The organism is Rhizobium sp. BK212, assembly GCF_014197475.1.
Classification (GTDB): domain Bacteria; phylum Pseudomonadota; class Alphaproteobacteria; order Rhizobiales; family Rhizobiaceae; genus Rhizobium; species Rhizobium anhuiense.
The window spans coordinates 546,725-559,247 of record NZ_JACIFS010000002.1; the positions used below are offsets into that span (position 1 = coordinate 546,725).

General features: G+C 61.7%; 9 protein-coding genes. 1 reads left to right on the plus strand and 8 read right to left on the minus strand.

Features of this window, described 5'->3' with window-relative positions:
- Positions 1–84: 84 nt before the first annotated feature.
- The 8 genes from FHT79_RS07745 to dnaG form a co-directional block, all read right to left on the minus strand.
- A complete protein-coding gene (locus FHT79_RS07745) occupies positions 85–825 on the minus strand; it encodes a DUF930 domain-containing protein (protein ID WP_028758337.1) in 741 nt (246 codons plus the stop codon).
- A gap of 166 nt (positions 826–991) precedes the next feature.
- The gene (locus FHT79_RS07750) at positions 992–1,285 is read right to left on the minus strand and encodes a GYD domain-containing protein (protein WP_028758336.1); all 294 of its coding nucleotides are present in this window, start codon (positions 1,283–1,285) and stop codon (positions 992–994) included.
- Positions 1,286–1,705: 420 nt separating this feature from the next.
- Positions 1,706–3,763: an RNA polymerase sigma factor RpoD gene (gene rpoD, locus FHT79_RS07755; RefSeq protein ID WP_047611085.1), complete on the minus strand. Its 2,058-nt coding sequence runs from the start codon at positions 3,761–3,763 to the stop codon at positions 1,706–1,708.
- 464 nt (positions 3,764–4,227) lie between these two features.
- Entirely contained in the window at positions 4,228–4,575 is a 348-nt protein-coding gene (locus FHT79_RS07760; RefSeq protein ID WP_028758334.1) for a GFA family protein, read from the minus strand.
- A 10-nt stretch (positions 4,576–4,585) separates the two neighbouring features.
- A complete protein-coding gene (gene tdh / locus FHT79_RS07765; protein ID WP_028758333.1) occupies positions 4,586–5,623 on the minus strand; it encodes an L-threonine 3-dehydrogenase in 1,038 nt (345 codons plus the stop codon).
- 181 nt (positions 5,624–5,804) lie between these two features.
- A complete protein-coding gene (locus FHT79_RS07770) occupies positions 5,805–6,992 on the minus strand; it encodes a glycine C-acetyltransferase (RefSeq protein WP_028758332.1) in 1,188 nt (395 codons plus the stop codon).
- Positions 6,993–7,088: 96 nt separating this feature from the next.
- Positions 7,089–8,957, minus strand: coding sequence for a DNA helicase RecQ (gene recQ / locus FHT79_RS07775; protein WP_183903195.1), 1,869 nt, complete (start codon positions 8,955–8,957; stop codon positions 7,089–7,091).
- Complete coding sequence (gene dnaG / locus FHT79_RS07780) at positions 8,957–10,966, minus strand: DNA primase (protein ID WP_183903196.1); 2,010 nt, start codon at positions 10,964–10,966, stop codon at positions 8,957–8,959. Before dnaG ends, recQ begins: the two co-directional genes overlap by 1 nt.
- A gap of 669 nt (positions 10,967–11,635) precedes the next feature.
- Between dnaG and FHT79_RS07785 the strand changes: the two genes are divergently transcribed.
- On the plus strand, positions 11,636–12,523 hold the full coding sequence (locus FHT79_RS07785) for a hypothetical protein (protein ID WP_183903197.1): 888 nt from the start codon (positions 11,636–11,638) through the stop codon (positions 12,521–12,523).

The following is a 12,523-nucleotide window of genomic DNA, read 5'->3' on the forward strand; positions in this document are numbered from 1 at the left end:
AGAAAAAAACCGCGTGATCGCAGCAGCCATCTAACGTGCTACAGCGTCCGTTGCGCGTCCGAAAAGACGCGCGGCGCTATAGTGTCATTGGTCGGCGGCTCCATCGTCGGCCACCAGATCATGCGCCTGCCATTCGCTTTGCGGAATGGCATCCCCGATGAGAAAGGCGAAGGACGCGACCTTGCCGGAGGCGGCATTGAGCTCGCATTTGAACTGAATATTGTACCACTTCCGTTTGCTGCGGAAGGCGCCGCCCTTCACCTCGACCCTGTTGCCGCTGACCTTTTCCGCCGCCATCGCATAGGGCGCGAGCGCATCCGGCGCCATCGCAGGCCGCGCGCGGCGCACCTGTTCCAGCGCCTCCAGGTCACAGAGCTGCAGATTGCGCTCGCTGCCGGCAAGGCCGCGCAGCGCCTCGCGGGCGCGCCGGCTGCGCGGATCTGATAACACCGTCTCCGAAAACAGCTGGCCCGCCTGGACGAATACACCAGGCTTCGGCGGCACCGGAGGGACGGAAGCCACTTCAGGCGACCTCGCGGCCGCCGGCGCCTCCTCCTGATGCGGCGGAGCGATCTCCTGGGCCGGCGCACTCGCATCCGGATTTGCCGTAGCGGGTGCAGGCGTCGCGACCCGCTGCGCTATCGCAGAAGGTTTGGCGACTTCGGGAACGATATCAACCGTAATGCCGTCGTCCGGCAACGGTGCCGGCGGCTCAGGTCTCGGAAGCAGAAGGAGCAGCAGTGCAAGCATGACGGCATGCAGAGCGAACGAGGCGAAAGCGCCCCGCTCGATGCCTTCGCCCCGTTTTTCCCACACCAGTGCCATCGCTCAGGAAGCAGCTGTCGGACAATCGAAGACGGCCATAAAACCCGGGAACGCTTTCATCAAGAGCCTGCCGATACGCCACGAGGAATTAAGGACAGGGCGAAAGTGCCAGTCTGAGGCGAGTTGCGCAACGCTTATGATCGCCGATAGCGGTCCTTTGTCGCGATCAAGCAAGCGAGCCGATGATCTCTCGATAGGCGGCCTCCGGGAATGCCTTCAGTGTCTGGGTGCGGACATTGCCGCCCATCGCGAGCGAGAGGCCAAACCGCGCCATGACGGCATCGTCAGGCGCTTCGCAGACAGCCACCATGTCGTGGCCGCCCATCGTCAGAAAGAACTGGTTGAAGGAGCCGCCCATGTCGCCGAGCAATTTCTTCGCCGCATCTAGCCGTTTTGACGAGTCGCGAACGTTGCGCACACCTTGGTCCGTCCAATTGATCAACACAATGTAAGTGGTCATTTCGCACCTCCCAACGGAGGATTCGCCCGACGCGGGCATGCACCGGTCCTCGCTCGCGCATCGCGATCGATTTCTTCCCCCGTGGCCGGACTATAATCTTGTCACCACCCAGCGACAAGAAAGCCGCCGGGATCATTGGTATTAGGCATGTCGCCCAAAAGTGTGCAGAAAGTCGAGATAACCCCGCGTCTGGGACTGCGTACAGATTTCTTCGTACACGGAGCGTCAGTGCGCGCTCGCGTGGCACCTAAAAGCGGACCTCTAAACGTTCGACATGGCAGCAGATCACAGATTGAGACGAGGCGAGCAATGTGGGGCCGAAACACCGGTTGCGAGATAACGACTGGATGACACAAAGACGGAAAGCAAAAAGCCGGACATGAAGCCCGGCTTTCGCAATCGTAGAGATCGTGTCGTCGCTCAGCTGTCGAGGAACGAGCGCAGCTTTCTGGAGCGGCTCGGATGCTTCAGCTTGCGCAGCGCCTTTGCCTCGATCTGGCGGATACGTTCACGGGTGACCGAGAACTGCTGGCCGACTTCTTCGAGCGTGTGGTCGGTGTTCATGCCGATGCCGAAGCGCATGCGCAGGACGCGTTCCTCGCGCGGCGTCAGCGAGGCCAAAACGCGGGTCGTCGTTTCGCGCAGGTTCGCCTGGATGGCGGCGTCGATCGGCAGCAGCGCGTTCTTGTCCTCGATGAAATCGCCGAGATGCGAATCTTCTTCGTCGCCCACCGGGGTTTCGAGCGAGATCGGCTCCTTGGCGATCTTCAGGACCTTGCGGACCTTTTCGAGCGGCATCGCAAGCTTTTCGGCCAGTTCTTCCGGCGTCGGCTCGCGGCCGATCTCGTGCAGCATCTGGCGCGAGGTGCGGACGATCTTGTTGATCGTCTCGATCATGTGCACCGGAATGCGGATCGTGCGGGCCTGGTCGGCGATCGAACGGGTGATCGCCTGACGGATCCACCATGTCGCATAGGTCGAGAACTTGTAGCCGCGGCGATATTCGAACTTGTCGACCGCCTTCATCAGGCCGATATTGCCTTCCTGAATGAGGTCGAGGAACTGCAGGCCGCGGTTCGTGTACTTCTTGGCGATGGAGATGACGAGGCGAAGGTTTGCTTCGACCATTTCCTTCTTGGCGATGCGCGCTTCGCGCTCGCCCTTCTGCACCATATGCACGATGCGGCGGAATTCCGAGATCGAGATCCCGGTCTCGGTCGCCAGATTCTGGATTTCCTGGCGGATGTCGCGGATCGTCGTGTTTTCGCCCCTGGCGAATTCCTTCCAGCCGCGAGCAGCCAGATTGCCGATCGACTTCATCCAGTTCGGGTCGAGCTCGGCGCCCTGGTACTGCTCCAGGAAGGAGTCGCGCTTGACGCCGTAGGATTCGGCCAGACGCAGCAGGCGGCCTTCGTTGGAAACGAGGCGCTTGTTGATGTCGTAGAGCTGCTCGACCAGAGCATCGATGCGGTTCTGGTTCAGGGACAGAGACTTGACGGCCTTGATGAGCTCATCCTTGAGTTCCTTGTAGCGGCGCTCCTGGGCGGTAGACAGCGTGCCGGAAGCCGACAGCCGCTGCTCGACCTGCTGGTCCTGCAGCTTGCGCAGCTTCTTGTAGGTCTCGGCGATCGTGTCCAGCGTCTCCATCACCTGCGGGCGAAGCTCTGCTTCCATCGCCGCCAGCGAAAGGTTGGATTCGTCCTCGTCCTCTTCCTCCTCTTCGGGAGGCAGGCCTTCGCCGCCGACATCGGTAATGTCGTCGTCGCCGGAGCGGGCGCGGCGGGTCTTTTCCTTTTCCTCGGCGAGCTTGCGGTCGGCCTCGATCTTCTCCGGGCTCTGGAACTGCGGCGCAGCCTTGGCTTCAGGACCGGAATAGGTCGTTTCGAGATCGATGATCTCGCGCAGCAGCGTCGTGCCTTCGTTGAGTTCGTCGCGCCAGATGATCAGCGCCTGGAAGGTCAGCGGGCTCTCGCAGAGGCCTGCGATCATCGTTTCGCGGCCAGCCTCGATGCGCTTGGCGATCGCGATTTCGCCCTCGCGGGAGAGAAGCTCCACCGAGCCCATCTCACGCAGGTACATACGAACAGGATCGTCCGTCCGGTCTGTCGGTTCTTTCTTCTTGGCGGTCGCAAGCGCCGTGCCGCTCGAAGGCGCGAGCTCGCCGCCTTCGCTGTCCTCGTCGCCGCCGGCGTCGTCGTCATCGCCGCCGCCGGAAGCACCGGCTTCCTCGGCTTCTTCGTCTTCGATGACATTGATGCCCATGTCCGACAGCATCGACATCGTGTCTTCGATCTGCTCGGACGTCACTTCCTCGGACGGCAGGACCGCGTTGAGCTCGTCCATCGTCACATAGCCGCGCTTCTTGGCGGCCTTGATCATCTTCTTGACCGCGTCGTCGGAAAGATCGAGAAGAGGGCCGTCGCTTGCGCCGTCGCGTTCGACTTCCGCGTCTTCGTTCTCTTTGACCTTGGTTGCCATTTATATCGTCGCCTTCCTGACGCTATCCAATCTCGCTACGGTGAATGGGCCGTCTCAGGGCCTGACGCGTCGCTCGCGCCGCCCTCGAATCACCTTTGCCCACCTAACGGGATGACATTTAAAGCCTGATTAACCACGATCGCCGGCACCGGACAGCAAAGCTTTCTTGCTTTTGGATTTCCGGCCATGGTTGCGCGATCCGCCTTGACCCAGTTCACCGTTTCAACAAGTCGAACGGTGATTCCCACATTTTTTGTTCTCGTCAAGCTTTTCCAGAAAAAAAGCTCACGAAATATCGGAAAAAGCCTTATCCACAGGCTTTGAACCGCGGCAGCGATTGCGAAGCCTTATTTAAGATGCGGCGAACAAAAGACAAGGGCAGCAAATATTTTGCCCGCCATACCCGTTATTTCCACCATTTTTGCAGTTGTACCGATGATATATGCGCCTTCAGCCTGAAGAATCTAACGCGCCGCGCCGTCATAGGCCTTCACCGTCAGCGCCCCGAGATCGACCGCGGGAATGCAGCGCAGATTGATCGAGGCCATCGCCGCGCCATCCGGGGTCACGGCTTCACCGAACGGCGCGATGCCGCAATTGGCGCAGAAGTGATGCCGGATGACATGGCTGTTGAAAGTATAGGTCGAGAGATTGGCCTCGGGCGTCTTCAGCACCAGCTTGTCGCGCGGCACGAAGGCGAGAAGCCCGCCCCGCCTGCGGCAGAGCGAGCAGTTGCAATCCACCGCCTCGGTGAATTCGCCTTCGACCTCGAAAGCAACGTTGCCGCAATGGCAGCTTCCTTCATAAATCATGTCGTCCTCCTCACATCCAATCCATGACGACCTTGCCGGAGTTGCCCGACCGCATCGCCTCGAAGCCATCGCGGAAATCGTCGATGCCGATCCGATGGGTGATGATGGGCGCAAGGTCGAGGCCGCCCTGGACGAAGGCGATCATCTTGTACCAGGTCTCGAACATCTCGCGGCCATAGATGCCCTTGAGATTGAGCATCTTGAAGATCACCTTGTTCCAGTCGATCTCGAAACCAGCAGGCGCGATGCCGAGAATGGCGATCTTGCCGCCATTGTTCATCTTGTCGATCATGTCGCGGAAGGCGGGGGCCGCTCCCGACATTTCAAGCCCGACGTCGAAACCCTCCGTCATGCCGATCGCCTTCATCACATCGGCGAGGTTTTCCTTGGAAGCATCGACGACGTGGTCAATGCCGAGTTTGCGCGCGAGATCCAGCCGGTGCGGATTGATATCGGTGATGACGACCTTGCGGGCGCCCGATCGCTTGGCGACGAGCGCGCCCATGATGCCGATCGGGCCGGCGCCGGTGACGAGCACGTCCTCGCCGACAAGATCGAAGGAGAGTGCGGTATGCACGGCATTGCCGAACGGGTCGAAGATTGCCGCGATCTCGTCTGATATATCGTCCGGGATCGGCACGACATTGCTTTCGGGAATGCAGACGAATTCGCCGAAGGAACCCGGGCGGTTGACGCCGACGCCAAGCGTGTTGCGGCAGAGGTGCCCCCTGCCCGCCCGGCAGTTGCGGCACTTGCCGCAGACGATATGCCCCTCGCCGGAGACGCGCTCGCCGACATGATAGCGGGTGACCGCCGAACCGATCTCGGCGATCTCGCCGGAAAATTCATGGCCAACCACCATCGGCACCGGAATGGTCTTCTGCGCCCACTGGTCCCAGTTCCAGATATGGACGTCGGTGCCGCAGATCGCCGATTTCTTCACCCGGATCAGCACATCGTTCGGCCCGACCTCGGGCACTGGCACATTCTCCATCCAGAGCCCGACTTCCGGTTTCGCTTTGACCAGTGCCTTCATCATGTTCGACATATCTGTATTCCTTGGCCCCGTATCTGTCGCAGCCCCTCATCCGCCTGCCGGCCCCTTCTCCCCGCAAGCGGGGCGAAGGGATATGCCGCACCGTTTCCGCATTCTCAAGCGGTCCGTTGGGCACGTCCCCTCTCCCCGCGAGCGGGGAGAGGGTTAGGGTGAGGGGCAGCATCGCCTATTCTCAAATCACACCCAATTCCCGCCCTGCCTCGGCAAAAGCCGCGATCGCCCGCTCCACATCCGCCCGCGAATGCGCCGCCGACATCTGCGTGCGAATGCGGGCCTGGCCTTTCGGCACCACGGGGAAGGAGAAGCCGATCACATAGATCCCCTTCTTCAGCATCAGGCCCGCCATGTCCTGGGCGAGCTTGGCGTCACCCAGCATGACGGGGATGATCGGATGGCCTTCGCCGGCAAGCGTGAAACCGAGCTTGGTCATCTCTGTGCGGAAGAGATCCGCATTGTCGGAAAGGCGCTTGCGCAAGGCATCGCCGTTTTCGATGAGATCGAACACCTTGAGCGAGGCCGCAGCGATGACAGGCGCCAGCGTGTTCGAGAACAGATAGGGCCGCGAGCGCTGCCGCAGCCATTCGACGACTTCAGCCTTGGCCGAAGTGTAACCGCCCGAGGCGCCGCCGAGCGCTTTGCCAAGCGTGCCGGTGATGATGTCGATCCGGCCCTCGACACCGCAATGTTCGGCCGAACCGCGGCCATTCTTGCCGACGAAGCCGACGGCGTGGCTGTCATCGACCATGACCATCGCGCCGTATTTCTCGGCGAGATCGCAGACACCGCCGAGATTGGCGATGATGCCGTCCATCGAGAAGACACCGTCGGTGGCGACCAGCTTGAAGCGGCTGCCTTCGGCCTTTTTCAATTCCTCTTCGAGTGCCGCCATGTCGTTATTGGCGTAGCGGAAACGCTTGGCCTTCGAAAGCCTGACGCCGTCGATGATCGAGGCGTGGTTCAGCGCGTCCGAGATGATCGCGTCCTCTTCGGACAGCAGTGTTTCGAACAGGCCGCCATTGGCATCGAAGCAGGAGGAATAGAGGATCGTGTCTTCCATGCCGAGGAAGGCGGAGATGCGCGCCTCGAGTTGCTTATGCTCCTCCTGCGTGCCGCAGATGAAGCGCACCGAAGCCATGCCATAACCGTAGCGGTCGAGCGCCTGCTTGCCGGCCTCGGCCAGTTCCTCGTTGTCGGCAAGGCCGAGATAGTTGTTGGCGCAGAAATTCAGCACCCGCTCACCGGTGGAAATGCCGATCTCGCCCGCCTGCTTGGAAGTGATGACCCGCTCGGATTTATAGAGGCCGGCATCCTTCAGCACCGAAATCTCGTTGCGGAGATGGGAGAGAAATTGCGAGGTCATGGGGCGGCCCTTCGTGAAGATTTCCGTGCCAGCCGGGTTAGCATATCGCCGCCGGCTTGTCTTCTTCAGCGCTGGACCGAGATCAGCCGTGAGCCTTCAGCCCTTGTCGTGCGAGAGAATGATCTCGAGGAAGGCATCGCCGTAGCGTTCGAGCTTCGCCTGCCCGACGCCCGATATGGCGAGCAATTCCTTGCGGCTTCGCGGCTTCTCCGTGGCGAAGGCGATGAGTGTCGTATCGGGAAAGACGACATAGGGCGGCACGCCGAGCGATTTCGCGATCGCCATGCGCTCGGCCCGCAGCGCCTCGAAGAGAGCGCCATCGGCGCCTGACAAGCCGGATTTGCGCTCGCCGCGCTCCGCCTTCTTCGTACGCCGCTCCGAGGCCGGGCGGTCCTTGCGAAAGAACACCTGCCGCTCGTGCTTGAAGACGGCCCGCGCCTCCGGCTCCAGCTTCAGCGCGCCGAAAGCTTCGTGATCGACGCGGATCAGACCCATGGCGAGCAACTGACGGAACACGGATTGCCAGACACGCGCCGGAATATCCTTGCCGGCACCGAAGACCGGCATCTCGGCGTGACCGAAACGCTCGGTCTTTTCGTTGACGTTGCCGAGGAGCACGTCGACGACATGGCCGGCGCCGAAACGCTCGCCGGTGCGATAGATGGCGGCCAGCGCCTTGATCGCCGCCTCCGTGCCCTCCCAGGTTTCGCCCGGCTTCAGGCAGGTGTCGCAATTGCCGCAATGGCCGGCATGCGCTTCGCCGAAATGGGCAAGGATCGCCTGGCGCCGGCAGGAAGCCGTCTCGCAGATCGCCAGCAATGCGTTGAGTTTGGCGCGTTCGACCCGCTTGATCTCGGCGGCTGCACTGCCCTCGTCGATCATCCGGCCGCGCTGGATGACGTCGGCCATGCCATAGGCCATCCAGACCTCCGACGGCAGGCCGTCGCGCCCGGCGCGCCCGGTCTCCTGATAATAGGCTTCCACCGAGCCCGGCAGGTCGAGATGGGCAACATACCGCACATTCGGCTTGTCGATGCCCATGCCGAAGGCGACGGTGGCGACCAGGCAAAGATTCTCTTCTTTCAGGAAGGCATCCTGATTGGCGTCGCGAACCGCCCTGTCCATGCCGGCATGATAGGCGAGCGCGCGGATGCCCTGCCCGTTCAGCCAGTCGGCCGTATCCTCGACCTTGGCGCGCGACAGGCAATAGACGATGCCGCTGTCGCCCTTATGGCCGGAGAGGAACCTCAAGAGCTGCTGGCGCGGCTGGTCACGCTCGACGATCTCGTAGGCAATGTTCGGCCGGTCGAAACTGGTGGTGAAGATCTCCGCGGCATCGAGCCCCAACCGCTCGATGATGTCGTCGCGCGTATGCGGATCGGCCGTCGCCGTCAGCGCCACGCGCGGCACGCCGCGATATTGTTCGCCGAGCCGGCCGAGGGCACGATATTCCGGCCGGAAATCATGGCCCCATTGCGAGACGCAGTGGGCCTCGTCGATGGCAAAGAGCGCGATCTTCTCGTTGGCGATCAGCTCGCGGAACCCGTCGGTCAGAATGCGCTCGGGCGTCACGTAGAGAAGGTCGAGCTGGCCTGCCGAGAGCGCGCGACGAACCTCGACGAATTCCTCGCGCGACAGCGACGAATTGAGCGCTGCGGCACGGATGCCGAGCTGCTTCATCGCCTCCACCTGATCGCGCATCAGCGCAATCAGCGGCGAAACGACGATGCCGACGCCATCGCGGCAGAGCGCCGGGATCTGGAAACACAGCGATTTGCCGGCACCTGTGGGAAAGAGCACGACGGCATCGCCGCCGGAAACCACATGTTCGACCACCTGCTGCTGCTTGCCGCGGAAGGAGGAATAGCCATAGACCTGCTTGAGGATAGCGAGTGGCGAGCGGCCGGAAGAAAACAGCGCGCCGGAAGCGGAAAAGCCCGGTTCATTGCGTTCGGTCAGCGACATCAGTGGTTCGCCGCCCCTTTGACGCGGCCGGAAAGCACCCCGAAGCCATCGATGATCGCCTCCTGGTTCTCAAGACGCACCCCTTCGAAATGCACTTCCTGCTGCGCGCGCATCAGTTGAACGATCGCCTCGCCGTCGCCGGCTTCGGTCGCCAGCGCAATCTCTCGCTCGAGTTCGATCTTCTGCCGGCGCAGCGCCTTCGCCCGCTTGTGGAAGGCCAGCGCCTGGCGGTAGCCTTCGCGCGCATCCTCCATCGCCGCCTCCTCGGTCGCCGTCCAGAGTCGGGCATTGCGCACCTGCTGATCGAGGCTCTTGATGAGCGGACCGAAACCCTCGAATTCCAGCCGTTCGGTCAGATATTCGCGTGTCAGATGCGGGCCGGCGACGGCAGCGGCAGCCCCAAGCATCGCCGACCAGAGCCGCTGCAGCTCGCGGCTGTCATAGTCGATCGCGGCGATTTCGTCATAATCGTCGATCATCAGCGAGGGATGATTGATGACGGTCAGCGCCAACACGCTTTCGCGCAACGCCGTATTGTCCCGGTGGCCGCGCACGGGGCCCGAGCGGGCGAGCCGGTCGGAAATGATGCTGGGGCTTTTCGGCCCCGCCTTGCCGGCATTGTCGCGGCCCGGGCGGTAATTGCCATTGCCCGCGAAGCCGCCGCGGCGCTCGCCATTGTTGCGGTTCTGGAACTGCGGCTGGAAGAAGGCGTTCAGCCGGTCGCGAATATCCTGCTGGTAGTGGCGGCGCACATTCTCGTCGGCGATGACGGCGACCAGTTGCTTCAGCCGCGCCTCGAGTTCGGCGCGCGCCTCGGGCGTATCGAACTTGCCGGTATTGATCTCCCGGCTCCACAGCATCTCGGAAAGCGGCTTTGCCTGGCTCATCACCTTGTCGAAGGGCGCGCGGCCCTCGTCGCGCACCAGATCGTCGGGGTCCTTGCCGTCGGGCAGAAGCGCGAAGCGGACGGAACGGCCGGGCTTCAGATGCGGCAGCGCCAGTTCGGCGGCGCGATTGGCGGCGCGGATACCGGCCCCGTCGCCGTCGAAGCAGAGCACCGGTTGCGGCACCATCTTCCAGATTAGTTCGAGCTGGTTTTCGGTAAGCGCCGTGCCAAGCGGCGCAACGGCATTCTCGACGCCGGCCTGATAGAGCGCGATCACGTCCATATAGCCTTCGACGGCGATGATGGTGCCTGTCGCATTGTCATCCTGGGGGTCGCCGCGGCCCGGTCCCTGGATCGCGCGCCGCGCACGGGCGAAATTATAAAGAACATTGCCCTTGTGGAAGAGCTCCGTCTCGTTCGAGTTCAGATATTTCGCCGGCGCATCCGCAGACATGGCACGGCCGCCGAAAGCGATGACCTTCTCACGCGACGAAAGGATCGGGAACATAATGCGGTCGCGGAAGCGATCGTAGGAAACCGGCACGTTTTCATGGACGACCAGGCCACAGGCCTCGATCCGCTCCTTGAGCACGCCCTTGCCGGCAAGAAATTCCTTCAGCGCATTGCGGCTGTCGGGCGCATAGCCGAGACGGAAGGTCTCGATGGTGCGTCCCGTCAGCCCGCGGTCGCGCAGATAGGCGCGTGCCCTCGCCCCATTCGCCGTCTGCAACTGGTCCTGGAAAAATTGCGTCGCCATTTCCATGACGTCGATCAGCGAGCCGCGCTCCTTCTCACGCTTCTCCATGACAGGATCGGCCAGCGGCATCGGCATGCCGGCCATATCGGCGATCTGCTGCACCGCCTCGGGAAAACTCAGGCCCTCGAGTTCGGTCAGGAAGCGGAAATGGTCGCCGGTGACCCCACAACCGAAGCAGTGATAGCGGCCCTTTCGGTCCTCGCAGTGGAAGCTCGGCGATTTCTCGCCGTGGAACGGGCAGCAGGCCCAATAATCGCCGCGCGATACGTTGGTCTTGCGCTTGTCCCAGCTGACGCGGCGCGCAATCACGTTCGAAATCGGAACGCGGTCGCGGATCTCATCGAGAAAGGTGTTGGAAAAGCGCATCTATACCTCTTGGCCAAGCTCCATATAAGCTGCTTTGCCGCTCCATGCCACGAAACTTGTCATGAAAACCCGCTATTCACAGGCAAGTGCACCGGTTGCTTGCGATGTCGGTTTTCCAATCAACAACACGTTATCGCCCCTGCGACAGGGGTGCGACATTATTGTCCTCGCAGATCGGGAACGGCACCGTCGTGAGTGCTCCACAAAGAGCCAAAGCCTGCCGAATTCCCATATTAAATCCTTTAAAAACAGTGACATATCAATTCCGACGCTCGGACACCCCCGTCTTACAGCCTACTGCCCGACCTCCGCTTTGATGCCCCCCAAACCGCCGTTTTCGCCAATCATTATTTTTTTGTAATTTGAATAAGCAGCCAGCCCGCAATAGGTTCGATCTCAACAAAGCGATCCCCGAGCGAAGCACCATCCCTACCCCCGGCGCCGCTTCGCAAGGGTGCCTTTGCAAATACCCTCCGGCTTGGGCCTCGGCCCTGCGTTGCCGGCGGAAGCAAAGAGCAAGAAGGCAGGAGCGCCCCCAGCTCCTGCCTTCTTAAATTTCTGGCTCCCTCTGCGACAACTCTCCCTTTGAAATTAACCGCTTATTGACAAAACCGTTGACAGGCGGCGCTGGCATGAAAGATGTATGCGCCGAACTCCTGGACCTCTCCAATGGCTTTTACCGCGGAAAATCTTGCAGCAGACGATCGATTTTTCGCTGCGATCCTGCAGTGCGCCGATCAGATGCTCGCCATCTATCGCGAGAGCCCGCGCATCGCCTCGATCTTCGCCGCGCAGCAGCGCTGGCTGATGGCCCATGCCGGTTTCGCCCTTCACTACGGTCATCCCGACGGCGGCAAGAGCGGCCTCTATTCCGGCCGCTTCATCGATTTCGCGGTCAAGAACGATATCGCCAGCCGCAACACGGCCGCAGCCTTCATGCAGGAAATGCTGGCCTATCGCTTCCTGCGACCGGTTCCCGGCCCCGACAAGCGCACACGCTACCTGGAGCCGACCGAAATCGCCGAGCAGCATTTCACCCGATGGCTCGTCACCCACATGATGATCCTCGATAGCCTCGACGGCGGCGAGCGCGCCGACAAGATCACTGCCGATCCCTCGGCGATGATGGCAGCGATCCAGCCGCTGATCGCCAAGGCGATCATCGGGAGTGAAGCGGTGCGCAATCCGGGCCCGACCTTCAACCTCTTCAATTGGGCAAATTCCGGCGGACTGGTGATGGACTACCTGATCTCGCGCCTTCCGGAATTTCCCCGGACGGCCGACCGCGTCGTTCTCGGCACTCTGTCGCTCAGGGAACTGCGCGAACAGTTCATGATCTCCAACACCCATCTGAAGCGGCTACTGACGCAGGCGTCGACCATGGAAAGCGTCGGCTGGACAGCACCCTCCCGCAAGGGCGACTTCTGGCTGTCGGGCCACTTCATCCGCGAATATTGGAATTATCAGGCGGCGAAATTCGCCATCGTCGATGCCGCCGCCGAAGCGGTGCTCGGGCCTGCGGTCCGTGACGAGCCGCAGGCACGACGCGTTATCTGA

Excerpts from the sequence above, each read along its gene's own strand:
- FHT79_RS07745 (WP_028758337.1), bottom strand. The coding sequence starts at position 825 with ATGGCACTGGTGTGGGAAAAACGGGGCGAAGGCATCGAGCGGGGCGCT.
- FHT79_RS07750 (WP_028758336.1), bottom strand. The coding sequence starts at position 1,285 with ATGACCACTTACATTGTGTTGATCAATTGGACGGACCAAGGTGTGCGC.
- rpoD (WP_047611085.1), bottom strand. The coding sequence starts at position 3,763 with ATGGCAACCAAGGTCAAAGAGAACGAAGACGCGGAAGTCGAACGCGAC.
- FHT79_RS07760 (WP_028758334.1), bottom strand. The coding sequence starts at position 4,575 with ATGATTTATGAAGGAAGCTGCCATTGCGGCAACGTTGCTTTCGAGGTC.
- tdh (WP_028758333.1), bottom strand. The coding sequence starts at position 5,623 with ATGTCGAACATGATGAAGGCACTGGTCAAAGCGAAACCGGAAGTCGGG.
- FHT79_RS07770 (WP_028758332.1), bottom strand. The coding sequence starts at position 6,992 with ATGACCTCGCAATTTCTCTCCCATCTCCGCAACGAGATTTCGGTGCTG.
- recQ (WP_183903195.1), bottom strand. The coding sequence starts at position 8,957 with ATGTCGCTGACCGAACGCAATGAACCGGGCTTTTCCGCTTCCGGCGCG.
- dnaG (WP_183903196.1), bottom strand. The coding sequence starts at position 10,966 with ATGCGCTTTTCCAACACCTTTCTCGATGAGATCCGCGACCGCGTTCCG.
- FHT79_RS07785 (WP_183903197.1), top strand. The coding sequence starts at position 11,636 with ATGGCTTTTACCGCGGAAAATCTTGCAGCAGACGATCGATTTTTCGCT.